The sequence below is a fragment of the Streptomyces griseoloalbus genome, assembly GCA_014650015.1.
GTDB lineage: Bacteria > Actinomycetota > Actinomycetes > Streptomycetales > Streptomycetaceae > Streptomyces > Streptomyces griseoloalbus.
In genome coordinates, this window is the sequence record BMUD01000014.1 from 53,309 (window position 1) to 69,982 (window position 16,674).

A 16,674-nucleotide genomic window follows, 5' to 3' on the forward strand; every position below is an offset into this window, starting at 1 on the left:
CACGCCGCGGGCGGCGACGCCGCGGATCGTCCCGCCGCGGTCGGCCGGACCGGTCCTCGCGCGGCGGCGGGCTCAGTGCTGGTAGAAGATCCGGTCCTCGTACTGCTGCAGGATGCGGGCGTTCCACTCGTGGCCGCCGTCCACGTTGCCGGAGCGCAGGAGCGGGGGCTCGATGCCTCGGTCGGCGAGGGTGGCGGCGGCGGTGGCCACGACGGCCTGGAGGAGCGCCGCGGTGACGACCGTGGAAGCGGGCGCGAAGGGCGCGGGCACGTCGTCGAGCGTGAGTTCCGCGTCACCGACCGCGATCCCGGAGTCCAGGACGAGATCGCAGTGGTCCCTCAGATACGTCCCGGAGGAGTGCCGCGACGTCGTCTGCGTCGCGTACGCCACCGAGGTCACGCCGATGACCTGCACGCCCAGCTCGCGGGCCTTCATGGCCATCTCCACGGGCAGCGCGTTGCGCCCGGACAGGGAGATGATCACCAGGGTGTCGCCCGCGCGGAGCGGTGAGGCTTCGAGCACGACGCTCGCCAGCCCGTCGACGCGTTCCAGCGCGGAGCCCAGCGTGGCGGGCATCACGTCGACCCCGACCATGCCCGGCACGGTCAGCAGATTCATCAGGGCGAGCCCGCCCGCGCGGTAGACGACGTCCTGCGCGGCGAGCGAGGAGTGCCCGGCGCCGAAGGCGAAGAGACGACCGCCGCCCTCGACCGTGTCGGCGAGCAGTGTGCCCGCTGCCGCGACGGACCCGGCCTCCTCGTCGCGGATCCGCTGCAGCAGGCCGATCGCGGCGTCGAGGTACCGACCTGCCGGCGTGCGGTCGCTCATGCGGTATCCCTTCGGGGTGAGAGTGTTGCGGATCACCGTGCGGTCTGGACCAGCGCCGTGTCAATACGGCGCCCGGCGGCGCGGTTTCCTGCCGCGAAACCCCTCGCTTCCATGGCGCGGCCCGGTTGTCGGCCTCATGCGTCAGAATTGACTCCTGGGCCAGCGCACACGCCGGTGAGCCGTCCAGCCTCCGGCAGAGCCATCCGCAGATCTCATCGAGGGGCATGTATGTCCGGACTGATCGACACCACGGAGATGTATCTCCGCACCATCCTCGAGCTGGAGGAGGAAGGTGTGGTCCCCATGCGCGCCCGGATCGCCGAGCGGCTCGACCAGAGCGGGCCGACGGTCAGCCAGACGGTGGCGCGGATGGAGCGCGACGGCCTGGTGTCCGTCGCCACCGACCGGCACCTGGAGCTCACGGAGGAGGGCCGCCGCCTGGCCACGCGCGTGATGCGCAAGCACCGCCTCGCCGAGTGTCTGCTCGTCGATGTGATCGGCCTGGAGTGGGAGCAGGTCCACGCCGAGGCCTGCCGCTGGGAGCACGTGATGAGCGAGGCCGTCGAGCGCCGCGTGCTGGAGCTGCTGAGGCACCCGACCGAGTCGCCGTACGGCAACCCGATCCCGGGCCTGGAGGAGCTGGGTGAGAAGGACGGCGCCGACCCGTTCCTGGGCGCGGGCATGGTCTCGCTGGCCGATCTCGACCCGGGCGCCGAGGGCAAGACGGTCGTGGTGCGCCGGATCGGCGAGCCGATCCAGACCGACGCCCAGCTGATGTACACGCTGCGCCGGGCCGGCGTACAGCCCGGCTCGGTGGTGAGCGTGACGGAGTCGGCGGGAGGGGTGCTGGTGGGCAGCGGCGGCGAGGCCGCCGAGCTGGAGTCGGTCGTGGCCTCCCACGTGTTCGTCGCCAAGCCCTGACCGGGCGGGACGACGGGGGCGGGCCCGCCGGTGCGAACGCGCCGATTCCAAGATCCATCCGTGGAACCGCAGCGCTCGCCCGGTTCGCGTGCGACGCTGTCGCGTGAGGCATATGACCTGAGGGGCTCTTGGCCGGGCCGACAGCGATGTCACCCCGGCCGGGGAGGGGCGGGACGATGTGCCGTGACCACGTGAGGAGCCCCGGCGCCGTACGGCGCCGGGGCCTGTCCTCCCCTGTGCTGACCCGGAGCCCCGAGCTCTCAGGGTCATTCCCCTCGGACCGTTTTCCCCGAGCGGTCCGCCTCCCGTTGAAGATCTCCCCTGAGCCACGGCGATCAATCCCCGAAGCGGGTCACTCGAACGAGCGGTGTTGCCGGGCGAAAAGCCATCTTCGAATGCGCATTCGATAATCTGCGGGCAGGAGCAACAGGCAGGGCCGTACACGGGCAGCAGGCAGTCAGCGGGCAGGCAGCGAGCTTGGGGGTGCCAGGCACATGGCGCGACGCATCGACGTGACCGGGGCGGACGGCGTAGGGCTCGCCGCCTGGGAGTTCGGCGACCCGCCCAAGGACGGGGCCGACCCGGAGGAGGGTGCCGCGCGGAACACCCCGAGCGTGCTGTTGCTCCACGGACTGATGGGCCGCGCCTCGCACTGGGCGTTCACCGCCCGCCGGCTCTCCGCGCGGTACCGCGCGGTCGCCCTGGACCAGCGCGGCCACGGCCGCAGCGACAAGCCACCGCAGGCCTCCTTCACCCGCGACGCCTATGTCGACGACGCCGAGGCGGCCCTCGAACAGCTCGGCCTCGGCCCCACCGTCCTCATCGGCCACGCCATGGGCGCGCTGACCGCCTGGCAGCTGGCCGCCAAACGCCCCGACCTGGTCCGCGGACTGATCGTGTGCGACATGCGGGCCTCCGCCCTCGGGGCGGCCTCGCAGCGCGTGTGGGCCGAGTGGTTCAAGGCCTGGCCGGTCCCGTTCGCCACGCTCGCCGACGTACGCAAGTGGTTCGGGGAGGACGACCCCTGGGTGGAGCGGCCCCATCCCGCCCGCGGCGAGTTCTACGCCGAGGTGATGGCCGAGTCCCCCGACGGCTGGCGTCCGGTCTTCGACCCGGACCAGATGCTCCGCTCCCGCGAGACGTGGGTGTACGACGCGCACTGGGAGGAGCTCGCCCAGGTGCGCTGCCCCGCCCTGGTGGTCCGCGGCCTCGACGGCGAACTGGGCCGCGCGGAGGCCCAGGAGATGGTGCGCGTCCTGCCCCACGGCCAGTACGCGGAGGTCGCCGACGCGGGCCACCTGGTCCACTACGACCAGCCGGAGGCCTGGCTGGCCGCGATCGAACCCTTCCTGGACGCGCTCAGCGAGCGCTGAGCGGCCGCCCGCGCGGGGCGCGGCTCACCCCTTGCTGACCGCCGTGAGGATCTCCGGCAGCCGGCGTGCCGTCAGCGGGGCGGCCAGCCGCAGGCCCAGCAGGGCCAGGGCCGCCCCGTAGACCGTGCCCGCCGGCAGCAGCAGCCAGAGCGGGTCGTGGCCGGTCCCGCTCACGTTCAGCCAGATCGTGAGGGCGATGACCGGTGCGCACAGGACCGCCGCCGCGACCATGCCGCCGAAGATCGAGATCCAGGCCAGCCCGGTCTGCCCCGGGGCGACGTTCTTGTACCCCTCCTGCGGGATGGAGTAGGGGAAGCGGGCCGAGGTCCAGGCGCCCGTCGCCAGCATCGCCCCCAGCACGGCGAAGGACAGGCCCAGCGTCTCCGGCAGCCGGGACCAGTCGCCCAGCATCGCGGTCGTCAGGACCGTGACGAGCGCGGCGTAGGGCAGGGTGATCAGCAGCAGGGCCAGCGCGCGGGCGCGCAGTTCGACGTACGCGTCCCGGGTCGAGGAGATCGTCATCGCGACCATCCAGAACGCGGAGGTGTCCTGCCCGAACTGGTTGTACATCTGGAGGCCGAGCATCCCGGCGGCGAAGCAGGCGAAGTAGACCGAGCCGGTGCCCTGCCAGGCGTTGAACACGGGCACGATCAGTCCGACCGCCAGCGAGGTCACCCACGCGGCCTTCGTCTTGGGGTCGCGCCAGACGTACCGCAGGCCGCGCTCCATGGCCGTACCGGTGCGGCCCGCGGGCAGCAGCCGGGAGAGGCCCGTCGACGTACGGTCGCGCACCCTCGTGTCCCCGGCCGCCTGGAGGGTGGAGCCGTCCGGCGAGGTCATCAGCCGGGTCAGCGACCGCGACCACAGCACCAGCAGCCCCGCCAACGCCGCCGCGCTCAACGCCAGTTGCGTCGCGGCGACGCCGTACGACCCCTCACCCGCCGCGTGCACCGCGCCGACCGCCGACGCCGGCGGGAGCCACCGCAGCACGTCCGCCGCCGGGTCGAGCTGCTCCAGGCCGGACGAACCCAGCCGCTGCGCCCCGAAGTTGACCAGCTGCGCCCCGACCGCGATCACCAGCCCGCTGAGCACCGCGAGATCCCGCCCCTTACGGCTGGTCAGCAGCCGTACGTTGGCGGCGGCGACCGCCCGCGCGAGCACCACGCACACCAGCAGCGCCAGGGGAACGGCGAGGACACCCACGGCGAACGCGGCCCCGCCGTGCGCGACCGCGATCACGGAACCGGCGAGCAGGCACAGCGTGAACAGCGGTCCGATGCCGACCAGCGAGCCCACGAGCAGGGCCCGCACCAGCGGCCGCGGCCGCAGCGGCAGCATCACCAGCCGGGTCGGGTCGAGCGTCTCGTCCCCGCCGGGGAAGAACAGCGGCATCACCGCCCAGCCCAGCGCCAGCACTGCCACGAGGAGCACCGCCGGCGACTCGACGTGATCGAAGCCGCGCAGCGCGATCAGCCCGATGAGCTGGAGCGCGGCGAACAGCAGCGCCACGACCGCGGAGGCGATGTACGCCGCCCTGCGCCCGCCCGACTGCCGCAGCCCGTTGCGCAGCAGGGACAGCTTCAGCCGGACGACGACAGGGGTGATCGCGGGGGCGCTCACCGGGAACCCCCGCCCAGCCAGTCCAGGTCGGAGCCGGTGTCGCGGCCGTCCGCGCCGACGAGTTCCAGGAACGCCCGCTGCAGGGACGGCGCGTCACCGCGCACCTCGGCGAGCGGACCGTGGGCGCGGATCCGGCCCGCGGCCATCACGGCCACCCAGTCGCACAGCGACTCGACGAGCTCCATGACGTGGGAAGAGAACACGACCGTGGCGCCGGACGCCGTGTACCGCTCCAGGACGCCCCGGATGGTCTGCGCGGAGACCGGGTCGACACCCTCGAACGGCTCGTCCAGGAAGAGGACCTCGGGATTGTGCAGGAGAGCGGCGGCGAGGCCGATCTTCTTGCGCATGCCGGTCGAGTAGTCGACGACGAGTTTGTGCTGGGCGCCCGCCAGGTCGAGGACGTCGAGAAGCTGGGTGGCCCGCTTGTCGACCTCGGCACCGGGCAGCCCGCGCAACCGGCCCGTGTAGGCCAGCAGTTCACGTCCGGACAGCCGCTCGAACAGCCGCAGTCCCTCCGGCAGCACCCCGATCCGGGCCTTGACCTCCACCGGGTCCCGCCACACGTCGTGCCCGACGACCTCGACGCTGCCCTGATCGGGCCGCAGGAGCCCGGTCACCATGGACAGCGTGGTGGTCTTCCCGGCCCCGTTCGGCCCGACCAGCCCGATGAACCGCCCCGCGGGCAGCTCCAGATCGACCCCGCCCACGGCGACCTGCTGCCCGAACCGCTTCCAGAGCCCCCGCACACTTACGGCGACAGTCCCCACCACGTCTCCCTCCGGTCAGCACGAAGCCTACGGTGGGACGGCACGCCCCTCAGGGGCGCGGGACCGTGCCGATGTGCGGGGACCGCCGCGCGCACACCGAGCCGCAACGCACCAGCAGCCGCCGGACAACAGCGACCGGGCAGGACAGCGGGCGCGCCTACCGGTCCCTCCCGCAGGCATACGCCAACGGCGAGATCAACTCCTCCGAGTCCGGCAGCCACCGATTCGCCGCCGTCGGCCGGCGGGCCCACTGCACCGCCCCCCGGCACCCGAACCGGGTGGGAGGCGCCGCGACGTAGTCGCCCTCCCCCCGCACCGTCAGATCGAGCGAGGACGGCGTCCAGCCCAGCTTCCGCACCAGATCCGGCACCTTCGCCGACGCGCCCGGCAGCACGAAGAACTCCATGCGCCGGTCCGGCGTCAGCGTCACCGGCCCCAGCGTCAGCTCCATCCGCTCCATCCGGGCGAGCGCCAGGAACCCGGCCGTCTCCGGGACGGAGACCGCGTCGAACGTCAGGCCCGTGGGCAGCAGGATGGAGGCGTTCGGCTGCTTCTGCCACATACGGCGGGCGACGGTGGCGCTGCCGGTCGCCTGGGTCTTCCAGTCCGGGCGGGACGGGTGCGCGCCGGGTGCCGGGCACGCGGCGTCACCGCACGAGCAGCGGTGCGCCCCGTCGACGGCTTCCAGCCAGGTGCCCGGAAACACGTCCCAGTGCCGCTCCTCGGCGTAGCGAACGGCGGTGTCCAGCAGCGATTCCCCGCGCTGCTTCGGGATCTGTACGGCGTCGGTGCCCGCGGTCGTCTCTTCCACGATGAACACAACTACGGCCGTCACCAGGGGTTACGCCCGCGCGCATGCGCGGGGGAGGAGCATCGGTTCCGTGTTCGGGGCGCATGGGTGCATCCGTGGGGGCGCGCAGGAGGATCCCCATCCGCGCGTGGGTAACCACGAGGAGGGCCGGCAACAGCCGTTACCCCGGCAATCCTCACATGTCCCGCATTGTCGTCACTTGAGCGGGGCATTGATCTTCACGGCCGGATCTTTCTGCCGGGACGTGAGAAGTACGGCCGCGGAAGAACGTCAACCCGGTGCGTGGGCAGGCACCGCAGCCTCAGGGGGTACGCCATGGCCGCAAGGCCTCTCGTCGCGCGGCAGCCGAACGAACGGCTGCAGGCGCTCATCCAGGAAGCCGGATGCTCCAACGCCGGACTGGCCCGCAGGGTCAACATGTGCGGCGCGGAGCACGGCCTCGATCTGCGCTACGACAAGACGTCGGTGGCCCGTTGGCTGCGCGGGCAGCAGCCGCGGGGCCGGGCACCGGCGATCATCGCCGAGGCACTGGGCCGCAAGCTGGGCCGCACGGTCACGATCGACGAGATCGGCATGGCCAACGGCAAGAACCTCGCCTCGGGTGTCGGTCTCCAGTTCTCGCCGACGGTACTGGGGGCCATCGAGCAGGTCTGCGAGCTGTGGCGCAGCGACGTGGGCCGGCGGGACTTCCTGTCCGGCTCCTCCGTCGCCGCCTCCGCGCTGGTGGAGCCGAGCCGCGACTGGCTGATCTCCGCCCCCGACGCGCAGGTGGCCCGAACCGGCGGACCACGCGTGGGGCAGTCCGACGTGAGGGCCGTGCGGTCCATGACGCAGGCGCTGGTGGACCTGGACCACCAGTACGGCAGCGGGCATGTGCGCCCGGTCGTGGTGCACTACCTCAACAGCGTCGTCTCGGGGCTGCTGGCGGGGTCGTACCGGGAGGCCGTGGGGCGTGATCTGTTCGGGGCGGTCGCGCGGCTGACCGAGCTCGCCGGGTACATGGCCGTCGACACCGGGCAGCCGGGCCTCGCCCAGCGCTACTACATCCAGGCGCTGCGGCTGGCGCAGGCGGCCGGGGACCGCGGCTACGGCGGGTATGTGCTCGCCGCCTCCATGAGCCACCTGGCCGCGCAGCTCGGGAACCCGCGTGAGATCGCGCAGTTGGCGCGCGCGGCACAGGAGGGCGCGCGGGGGCGGGTGACTCCCCGGGCGGAGGCGATGTTCCACGCGGCGGAGGCGCGCGGGCACGCGCTGATGGGCGACGCGCTCGCCGCGCAGACGGCGGCCGGGCGCGCGGTGAGTGCCATGGAGGCGGCCGATCCGGCCTCCGGGGACGACCCGGCGTGGATCGCGCACTTCGACGAGGCCTACCTCGCCGACGAGTTGGCGCACTGCCACCGTGACCTCGGTCAGGCGGAGGCCGCCGCGCGGTGCGCCCGGGACTCCCTGAACGGGCATCCCGCGTCGCGGGCGCGGCGGCGGGCGATCGGCTATGTGCTGCTGGCCACCGCACAGGTGCAGCAACGTGAAATCGAAGAGGCCTGCAGTACGGGCCTGAGGGCGGTGGAACTGCTCGACGGGCTCCGCTCCAACCGGGGTGCCGAGTACCTGGAGGACCTCCAGCAGCGGCTCGAGCCGTACCGCGAGGAATCGGTGGTGCGGGAGTTCGGGGCGCGGATGGAGCTCCAGACGGCGGCGTGACGCCGTTGAGGTGGCGTGGAGGTGTGGAGGGGGTGATGTCATCAGCGTGCGGTGACCCGGTTTTGTTACCGCGCTCACAGGGCATGAGGTCGGGTTCTGTGCTGCGTGGCACCGGGCTCCGGGGACCCGGTAGCGTGAGCCGACGATTCACAAGGTCCCCCATTAGTAGGAGTCCCGGTGACGCAGAGTGGACAGGGCGAGGAGCCCTCGGCGCGCCCCGCGCGCGAAGGCATCGTGCTGCCCTCCGACGGTGGTGAACCCCTGCTGCCGGGCATGACGACCGGACCGGTCGCGCCCGGCGGCAGCGCGGACGGCCGGCACTCCGGCGGAGGGTTCCCGGCCTCGGCCCCGCCCGGCGGCCAGACCTGGGGCACTCCGTGGGGCCCCGACCAGCAGACGCCGGCCCCGCCGCCCGGGCAGGACTGGCAGTCCCCTTCCGACCGGCAGTGGAGCACCCCGGAGCAGTCCTCCTGGGGCGCGCAGGCTCCGTCCGCTCCGTCCCCGGGCCCCGGCGCGCTGCCCCCCGAGGGCGCGCCGGCCCCGCCCTACGGCGGCCCGTACGACGGCCACGGCAGCACACCGCCGCCACCGCCGGGTGCGGGCTACGGCGGCCCGCAGGGCGCCGGTGACGCGTACGGCCGCCCGGGTGCCGGGGGAGCGGGGAACGGTGCGGCACCCATGCCCCAGTTGGGCGCGGGGTACGGCGGGGGAGCCGGGCCCGCCTCGCACGGCGGCGACGCGTACGGTCCGGGCGCCGGGCCGCAGCCGGACGCGGGCTACGGCGGCCACCCGGGCCCCAACGGCGCGCCCGGCCCGCACGGTTCCCCTGACGGCTACGGAGCCCCGCTGCCCCCGGCGAACGGCGGCGGTGCCTACGGTGCACCCGCGCAGGGCGGATACGGCTCCCCGTCCGGTGGCGCACCCCTGCCGCCCGCCGCGTCCGACGGGCCGGAAGATGCCACCCAGTACCTGCCGCCGGTGGCCGCCGGCGGTCCCGACGAGGGGGCGACGCAGTACATACCCCCGGTGGGCCCGGGCGCGCTGCCGCCCGAGATGCCCGCCGCGCACGACTCCGAGACGACCCGGTTCCTGGGCCGCTCCCCGCAGGGCGCACCCGGTGCGGGCGCCGGCCCCCTGCCGTCCGCCGGCCACCCCGACGCCGAGGCCACCCAGTACATCGCTCCCGTCACCGACCAGCCCGCCGGGCAGCCCTACGGCACCCCGCCGCCCGGTGAGGGCAACCGGCAGCCGCCCGCCGAGTTCGACAACCTCTTCCGCAGTGACGACGGTCCGGCCGGATCCACCCAGCGGCTCCCGCGCGTGGGCTACGGGCAGCCCGCCCGGGGCGCCCACACCCCACCGGCCCCACCGGCCCCGGCCGTCGGCGGCAGGGGCGGTCGCGGCGGTGGCCGTTCCGGTTCGCGGGTGCCGCTCATCGCGGCGGTCGGCGTCGGCATCGCGATCCTCGGCGTCGGCGCGGGCGCCCTGCTCGGCAGCGGGGACGACGACGGCGGCGACGACCAGACGGTGTCCGCCACCGCGTCCGCGGGCGAGGAGGCCTCCGCCTCGCCGTCCGTCGACCCGGTCCGCCGGCAGGCCGTCGAGCTGGACAAGCTGCTGGCCGACAGCGGCGACAGCCGCACCGCTGTGATCAACGCGGTGGGCGATGTGAAGGCCTGCCGCGACCTCGGCCAGGCGGCCGAGGACCTGCGGGACGCGGCCGAGCAGCGCAACCAGCTGGTGACCGACCTCTCCGGCCTGTCGGTGGACAGGCTGCCCGACCACGAGGCGCTGACCACCGCGCTCACCAAGGCGTGGAAGGCGTCGGCCTCGGCCGACGACCACTACGCGGCCTGGGCCGACGAGGTCGCCGGTGCCAAGGGCAAGCACTGCAAGAAGGGCCAGGCCCGTACGACCGGCCAGACCCAGGCCGGCAACCGGGCCAGCGGCACCGCGACCGCCGAGAAGGCGAAGGCCGCCAAGCTGTGGAACGCGATCGCCCGGCAGTACGGCCTGACCGAACGCCAGCCTACCCAGCTGTGACCTGACGGCGGAGAACGACCGATCCGCCCGGCGGCCGGCCGGGCGGATCAGGCCGGATCAGGCCGGATCCGCGTCCCGCAGCGTCTTCGTCACATCGGTGAAGCCCTCGCGGGCCGCCACCAGCCGGCCGTCCTTGACCACCTGGAGGGTCACGTTCGCGTTGACCAGCCGGGGGAAACCGACGGCGGCGAGCTCGTCCTGGAACTTCCACCGCAGGGTGGGGGTGAGGCCGCCCGTGGTCACCTTCAGCCCGCCGTCCAGGGCATCGCTCACGGTGTCGGCGCTCACCTCGCCGTCGCCGATCGACTCGACGACCTGCTGGAACACGGTGTAGGCGATCCAGGTGGTCTGCACCCCGGCGTCGGCGGCGTCGATCCGGTTGTCGCCGAACGCCTCCTGCTTGATCACCTTCTTCATCGGGTTCCAGCGCGCGTCGCTCGCCGCGGGGTACCAGCCGGTGACGTACGACCCCTCGTACGGTCCCGACGCCCCGCCGGACGCGTCGATCGTCGTCTGGTCGACGCTGCCCAGCACGGTCGCGGTGCGCACCTCGGGGTAGTCGGCGCGGGCCCGCCGGAAGGAGTCCATGAAGGTGTTCGTGCGGTCGCCGAGGGCGGGCACCACGCAGCCCTGCTCGGCCGGGTCGGTGGTGGTGCGCTGCAGTGCCCGCTGGGCCTGGCCGCCGTACGCGGTGGCGTCCTCGGCCGCCCGCTGGTCGCCGGAGAGCGCGTGCCCGCCCGCCTTCAGACCCGAGTCCAGCAGCGGAGGCAGTTGGTCGCCGGCGATGGTGTCGGGCCGGACCAGGGTGACCGGCCCGCAGGTGTCGGCGAGGGTGCGGCCGAGGCCGGCCAGCAGCGTCGGCTGCCCGCCGTTGACCGGGTAGGACAGGGGGCTGGTGAACTCGTCGGTGGTGATGCCGTAGCCGCCGATGTACGGGATGCCGGCACCCTCCAGGGTGGGCATGAAGGAGTCGGTGTGCTGGCTGTAGGAGCCGACGACCGCGACGGCGTGCTCCTGGACCGCGCGCCGGGCGCACCGCGCGGCGGTCACGTTGTCGTTCTTCTCGTTGCAGGTCAGCACGTTGATCCGGCGGCCGTTGATACCGCCCCGGGAGTTGATCCAACGGGCGTAGGCCTGGGCGAGGGCCGGCATTCCGGGCTTGTTGGTGGCTCTGGTGTCCTGGGGCGCCCAGGTCATCACGGTGATGGTGTCGTCGCCGGAGCCGCCCGAGACGCCGGGGACGACACCGCAGCCGGCGGCGAGCGACGCGCACGCCACCACCGCGCCCGCGGCCAGGGCGCCGGTTCTGACGGGCCGGGGGAGGAGGCGGGGGAGAAGAGTGCTGCGCGTGAGTCGCCTGCCGGTCATGCCTCCGCACACTTCCGCCACACGGCCAATCCCGGAGTGACCCTTGGTCAACGGCGGGTGACGTGGAGGTGAATTGCGGGGTCCGGTGTGTCGGGCGGGCCGGGAAAACGTACGATCGATGACCGTGCAAGGTTCGGAGAACTCTTCCCGTCGCGGCCGTCGCTCCTCCACCATGGGCGGCATGCCACTCAACGACATGCCGTGGTGGCGCTGGCGCAGCAATGTGCGCTCCGCGCTGCACATGCTCTCCGACCCCGTGTTCCAGCGCGACGTCTGGCTGGCCGGGGTGCCCGGCTACGGTGACGTCACCGACGCCGTCTACCGGCTGGTCGAGGACACCTGGCTGGACAACTGGTCCGCCGAGAAGTACGTCGGCACGATCTTCCGCGACTCCCAGGAGGCGGCGCTCGTCGACTCCGCGGTGCTGCGCGTGCTGCGGATCATGCACCAGGTCGGCCCGGACGCGCCGGTGACCGCCTACCTGGAGCACGAAGGGTGGCCGGAGGCGGTACGGGCGGCGCGGGACGCGCATGTGCGGATGGCGGCGAGCGACGGCGAGGACCCCGACGTCCCGCCGAGCACGCTCGAGGTGCTGCGGATCCTGACGCGCTCCGCCTAGGGTCTGTCCGACCCTTCCCGCCCGCCCCTTCGGGCGACGACGGCAAGGGACGGACAGAACCTGACGGAACGGACGGCCGGTCCGTGACCCCGTGTGTGGGACCCTGTTCTGCATGAGCGAGCAGTCCACCCGAGCCGCGGCCCCCGCCGATCAGTACGTCCTCACCCTGTTCTGTCCCGACAAGCAGGGCATCGTGCACGCCGTGTCGAGCTATCTGTTCATGACCGGATGCAACATCGAGGACAGTCAGCAGTTCGGCGACCACGACACGGGACTGTTCTTCATGCGGGTCCACTTCTCGGCGGACGCCCCGGTGACCGTGGAGAAACTGCGGGCGAGCTTCGCGGCGATCGGTGACTCCTTCCAGATGGACTGGCAGATCAACCGGGCCGACGAGAAGATGCGCATCCTGCTCATGGTCAGCAGGTTCGGGCACTGCCTGAACGACCTGCTGTTCCGCGCACGGACCGGCGCGCTGCCCGTGGAGATCGCCGGCGTGGTGTCCAATCACACCGACTTCGCCGAGCTGGTGTCTTCGTACAACATCCCCTTCCATCACATCCCGGTGACCAGGGACAACAAGCCGGAGGCCGAGGCGAAGCTGCTGGAGCTCGTGCGCGAGGAGGACGTCGAGCTCGTCGTCCTCGCCCGCTACATGCAGGTCCTCTCCGACGACCTGTGCAAGCAGCTCTCCGGGCGGATCATCAACATCCACCACTCCTTCCTGCCGAGCTTCAAGGGCGCGAAGCCGTACCACCAGGCGCACGCGCGGGGCGTGAAGCTCATCGGTGCCACCGCGCACTACGTGACGGCCGACCTCGACGAGGGCCCGATCATCGAGCAGGAGGTCGAGCGGGTGGGACACGACGTCACGCCGGATCAGCTCGTCGCCATCGGACGGGATGTCGAGTGCCAGGCGCTGGCGCGGGCGGTGAAGTGGCACGCGGAGCGGAGGATCCTGCTGAACGGCCGCCGCACGGTGGTGTTCGCCTGAGCACTCGGGGGGCTTCTGCTTCGTCGGCGGCCGCGGGTGGTCGGTGGCCGGTCGCGCCCTTCGCCGCGCCCCTTCCCGGCCGGCGCGGCGGACCCGCCTCGAGGGGCGCGGGGAACCGCGCCGGTCACCGGGAGCCACCCGCGGCCGCCCGCGCTGTCGCCACCCGCCCCCCTACATCCGGCTCATGCTCGCCGCCGCGAACAGCACGTCCTTGATCGCCTCACGGTCGCCGACCTGACCGACGGCCGCCTCCAGCGGCGGCACATGGCCCGCGGCCAGTCGGCAGAACTCCGCGCCGTCCAGCGCGACATGGGCCACCTCGTGCTCCGCGGACCCCTTCGCGGCGGGGGAGTCCAGCGGGATCAGCCACTCCCCTCCGCCGGATCCCTCGATCTCCAGCCGCAGGCTGCGCCCCGGTTCGCCGGCGGCGACCAGATGCCGCTCCACGGGGGAGGCCAGTCCGTTGAGGCGGCGGTGCTCCAGCACGGCCGGGAGCATCCGCGCGGCCAGGTCGACGATGCGGTGCAGATGCCGCCCGGTGGGTGGTTCGTAGGGGTAGTCCACCGCCTCGGCGATGTCCTCCGCGTGCACCCAGCACTCGAAGGCACGGTCCAGCATCGCGTCGTGCAGCGGCAGGTCGTAGTCGCCGTACGACACCGCCATCCGCCCGGTGCCGCCGCCCGTGAAGGACACCGTGCGTACGAGGTTGTGGCTCTGCTCCCGCCAGGGCGTCCGCACGGAGCGGGTGGGCGGGGAGGGGGCGGCCCGCCAGTACGCCTCGGTGCGGTCCCACGGGGTGGGCCGGGCGGCGGTGACGTCGCCGAGCGGGTCGTCGAGGCCGAGGGCGACCGCGACCAGCCCGTCCACCGTCATCAGATGCGCGATGACCCCGGCGACGGTGGTCCGGCGGGTGGTCGCCTCGTCGGCCTCGTACCAGCGCAGCCGCACCGGCGCGTGCCACTCGGAGGCGCCGAAGTCCTGGAGCAGCGCGTCCAGACGCGCCGTCTCGGTGTCGTAGGCGGCGGCCCACTCCGGGACGGGGATGCGCGGCGGGCGCCGCTCCAGGCACGACTCCAGGACGCGGGCGCGCAGACCGGGGTCCAGGTCGAGGGTCTCGGACCGCTGGAGGAGGCCGACCGCCTCGCGCAGCCGCAGCGCCTCGTCCGCGCAGGGCCCGCAGCCGCCGAGGTGCTCCTCGACGGCCTCCGCCTCCGCCGGCCCGCAGGCGGCCAGGGCCCAGGCGCCCAGCAGCGACTTCAGCACGTGGTGCTCCAGCACGAGAGGCATACCGTCCGGCCCGTCCGAGGGGTGCGATTCCGTGGCCGTGTGCTCGTGGTGCTCCCCGGCTTTCTCATGATCGTCGACGTACGGCTCGCATCGGTCGTCGTAGGGCTCGAATCGGTCGTCGTAGGGGTCGGCGGTGCCTTCGTAGGGTTCGGCGTGGTCGTCGTACGCATCGGCGGTGTCGTCGTGAGGCTCGGTGTCGGTCCCGTACGGCTCGCGGCGGTGCTCGCTCATGCGGCGCCTCCGATACGGGGCGGAGCACCCGGGGCCTCGGTGTCGTGGGCGGTGGCCAGCAGTTGCAGGCCCAGGCGGAGCCGGCGGCGGGCCTCGTCGTCGGTGACGCCCAGGTCGACGGCGGTCTGGTGGTAGTCCCGGCGCTGGAAGTACGCCAGTTCCAGCGCGGCCCGCAGCGGCGCCGGCATGGACTGGACGATGTAGTCGGCGCGGGCGGCCACCGAGGCGTGGCGCACCGTGCGCTCGAGGTCCTCCGTGGTGCCGGGGCCGCCCCGGGCGAGCGCCGCCGTCCCGGTGGTGCGCAGCCGCTGCACGGCCAGCCGGCTGGTCAGCGTGGCGAGCCAGGTGCGCAGCGGCTCCCGCCGGGGGTCGTAGGCGTCCGGGTGTTCCCAGACGTGGGCGAAGACGTCGCGGGTGAGGGCGTCGGCCGCGTGTTCGTCGCCGACGACGCGGTGGGCGAGACCGTGCACGAGGGAGGCGAACCGGTCGTAGAGCTCGCCGAGGGCCGCCGCCTCCCCGCGCGCCAGCCGCTGCTGCATCTTGCGGTCCCAGCGGGGCGGTACGTCCCTGTGCGCCATGCGGCCCCTCACCCCCTGTTCCTCCACGTCCCGGGCCGGTCGTGCCCGGTTCCAGCGTGTGGCCGGCAGCCTTACGAATGTAGTCGGCACGTACAAGGACGCACGCCCCTTTGTAGCAAGGTGCGCCCCCGGCGGAGCCGCAGGTGATATGGGGCCGCCCGCGCGTGTCGGCCGTCGTTCGCACCGCCTCTACCCTTCCACTCGCCGATCGGAACCGATCGAATTGGATCGAAGGCGACTAGAACAAGCCCTTTACGTTTGGTTTCCGTTTCTGGGGCCGTGTTTCAGGGAACGGCCGGTGGGCAGCCGCGCTGCAAGGAAGCGTAGGTACTGCTTCCGTTTCGGCGAGCGAGGGGCGTGGTGGTGACCTTCACAGTGACCGACCAGGAGCACGACGAATGGACCGTGCTCCGGGTGTCGGGCGAGCTCGACCTGGTGACGTCCCCGGTGCTGCGCCAGCGCGTGCACGACGTGGTGGCCGAGGGCGGCCACCGTCTCGTCCTCGATCTCTCCGAGGTGTGGTTCTGCGACTCCAGCGGGGTCGGCGTGCTCATCGCCTCCCGCCGGCTGCTGCGCTCCTGCCAGGGCAGCCTGCGGCTGATCCTCCCCGCCCGGGGAGCCGCCGACGGCAGCCACGTCAACAAGGTGCTCGGCGCCCTCGGCGTCCGCCGCCTCTTCGACATCCACCCGGACGTCCCGTCCGCGGTCGACGAGGACTCCCGCCCGCTGTCGGCCTGAGGGGTTACGTCCGCTCACACGTGTCACACGATTGTTCCGTTCTTCCCCCCGTCTTGGTGCAGGCGTCGATTTCGGGCTACCCGACGGCCCGCCACCCCGTACGCTCCCAGCGAGACGACCCACTGACCTAAGGCGGCCTGAAGAGACATGGTCACCAGCGAGTACGAGCGCAGGATCGCGGCCCGGTTCGCCACCTTCGACCAGGACGGCAACGGCTACATCGACCGCGAGGACTTCAGCGGAGCGGCCAAGGCGCTGCTCGCCGAGTTCGACACCGCGGCCCGCTCCGACCGGGGCCAGGCCCTGTACATCGGGGCCGAGGCGTTCTGGCAGGGCATGGCGGGGATCGCGGACCGGGACGGCGACCAGCGCATCACCCGCGAGGAGTTCGTGAACGGCGCGGTCAAGCGCCTGCGGGACACCCCGGAGCGGTTCGCCGACATCGCCCGCCCCTTTCTGCACGCGGCGCTCGCCGTGGCCGGCACCGATGGTGACGGCACGGTGACCGTCGAGGCCGCCGCGCGGATCCTCGGGGCGCTCGGTGTCCCCGCGGACGCCGCCCGCGCGGCAGCCGCCTCGCTGGACACGGACGGCGACGGCAGGATCGGCGAGGAAGAGGTCGTGCGGGCCTTCGCCCGCTACTTCACCGTCCCCGAATAGCCGTCCTGAACGGCCATCGTCGAGGTGCGTCCCGGAACAGCCGTGCCGGCGTGCGGATGTCACGGATCGTGGCATTTACGTGATCACGGAGCGTTGATACCGGCTTGTGTCCTGTGCGTGAGTCGTCACGGC

Annotated in this window: 15 protein-coding genes; 8 read left to right on the forward strand and 7 right to left on the reverse strand. The window is 72.9% G+C overall.

Annotated elements, in window-relative coordinates; all coding sequences use genetic code 11:
* Positions 1–72: 72 nt before the first annotated feature.
* Positions 73–828 (reverse strand): SIS domain-containing protein, encoded by a 756-nt coding sequence (locus tag IE178_RS21470; protein ID WP_193513430.1) that lies wholly within the window; start codon positions 826–828, stop codon positions 73–75.
* A 228-nt stretch (positions 829–1,056) separates the two neighbouring features.
* Between IE178_RS21470 and IE178_RS21475 the strand changes: the two genes are divergently transcribed.
* Entirely contained in the window at positions 1,057–1,749 is a 693-nt protein-coding gene (locus IE178_RS21475; RefSeq protein ID WP_184763825.1) for an iron-dependent transcriptional repressor DtxR, read from the forward strand.
* Positions 1,750–2,243: 494 nt separating this feature from the next.
* Positions 2,244–3,122: an alpha/beta fold hydrolase gene (locus IE178_RS21480; protein ID WP_184763824.1), complete on the forward strand. Its 879-nt coding sequence runs from the start codon at positions 2,244–2,246 to the stop codon at positions 3,120–3,122.
* A 24-nt stretch (positions 3,123–3,146) separates the two neighbouring features.
* Here IE178_RS21480 and IE178_RS21485 read toward each other — a convergent pair whose 3' ends face one another.
* The 3 genes from IE178_RS21485 to IE178_RS21495 form a co-directional block, all read right to left on the reverse strand.
* On the reverse strand, positions 3,147–4,742 hold the full coding sequence (locus IE178_RS21485) for a transporter (RefSeq protein WP_193513431.1): 1,596 nt from the start codon (positions 4,740–4,742) through the stop codon (positions 3,147–3,149).
* Positions 4,739–5,515, reverse strand: a complete 777-nt coding sequence (locus IE178_RS21490) for an ABC transporter ATP-binding protein (protein ID WP_193513432.1) — start codon at positions 5,513–5,515, stop codon at positions 4,739–4,741. Before IE178_RS21490 ends, IE178_RS21485 begins: the two co-directional genes overlap by 4 nt.
* A gap of 154 nt (positions 5,516–5,669) precedes the next feature.
* The gene (locus IE178_RS21495) at positions 5,670–6,332 is read right to left on the reverse strand and encodes a bifunctional DNA primase/polymerase (protein ID WP_184763821.1); all 663 of its coding nucleotides are present in this window, start codon (positions 6,330–6,332) and stop codon (positions 5,670–5,672) included.
* Positions 6,333–6,638: 306 nt separating this feature from the next.
* Between IE178_RS21495 and IE178_RS21500 the strand changes: the two genes are divergently transcribed.
* Positions 6,639–8,024 carry an NsdA family TPR-like regulatory protein gene (locus IE178_RS21500; RefSeq protein WP_184763820.1) on the forward strand — a complete coding sequence of 462 codons (1,386 nt, stop codon included), beginning with the start codon at positions 6,639–6,641 and terminating at the stop codon, positions 8,022–8,024.
* Positions 8,025–8,201: 177 nt separating this feature from the next.
* Positions 8,202–10,067 (forward strand): hypothetical protein, encoded by a 1,866-nt coding sequence (locus tag IE178_RS21505; RefSeq protein ID WP_193513433.1) that lies wholly within the window; start codon positions 8,202–8,204, stop codon positions 10,065–10,067.
* Positions 10,068–10,124: 57 nt separating this feature from the next.
* On the opposite strand, the gene IE178_RS21510 is transcribed toward IE178_RS21505, so the two are convergent.
* Positions 10,125–11,435, reverse strand: coding sequence for an ABC transporter substrate-binding protein (locus IE178_RS21510; protein ID WP_193513434.1), 1,311 nt, complete (start codon positions 11,433–11,435; stop codon positions 10,125–10,127).
* A 118-nt stretch (positions 11,436–11,553) separates the two neighbouring features.
* On the opposite strand from IE178_RS21510, the gene IE178_RS21515 reads away from it, so the two are divergent.
* Together IE178_RS21515 and purU are read left to right on the forward strand one after the other, a co-directional pair.
* Entirely contained in the window at positions 11,554–12,054 is a 501-nt protein-coding gene (locus IE178_RS21515; protein WP_184763817.1) for an SCO4402 family protein, read from the forward strand.
* Between the two features lie 112 nt (positions 12,055–12,166).
* Complete coding sequence (gene purU / locus IE178_RS21520) at positions 12,167–13,048, forward strand: formyltetrahydrofolate deformylase (protein ID WP_184763816.1); 882 nt, start codon at positions 12,167–12,169, stop codon at positions 13,046–13,048.
* A gap of 171 nt (positions 13,049–13,219) precedes the next feature.
* Here purU and IE178_RS21525 read toward each other — a convergent pair whose 3' ends face one another.
* Positions 13,220–14,566, reverse strand: coding sequence for a zf-HC2 domain-containing protein (locus tag IE178_RS21525; protein WP_318280156.1), 1,347 nt, complete (start codon positions 14,564–14,566; stop codon positions 13,220–13,222).
* On the reverse strand, positions 14,563–15,144 hold the full coding sequence (locus IE178_RS21530) for a sigma-70 family RNA polymerase sigma factor (protein WP_193513435.1): 582 nt from the start codon (positions 15,142–15,144) through the stop codon (positions 14,563–14,565). Before IE178_RS21530 ends, IE178_RS21525 begins: the two co-directional genes overlap by 4 nt.
* 357 nt (positions 15,145–15,501) lie before the next feature.
* Here IE178_RS21530 and IE178_RS21535 point away from each other — a divergent pair, with 357 nt between their 5' ends.
* Positions 15,502–15,882: an STAS domain-containing protein gene (locus IE178_RS21535; protein WP_184763814.1), complete on the forward strand. Its 381-nt coding sequence runs from the start codon at positions 15,502–15,504 to the stop codon at positions 15,880–15,882.
* 147 nt (positions 15,883–16,029) lie between these two features.
* Positions 16,030–16,542 carry an EF-hand domain-containing protein gene (locus IE178_RS21540; RefSeq protein WP_184763813.1) on the forward strand — a complete coding sequence of 171 codons (513 nt, stop codon included), beginning with the start codon at positions 16,030–16,032 and terminating at the stop codon, positions 16,540–16,542.
* The last annotated feature ends 132 nt before the right edge of the window (positions 16,543–16,674 follow it).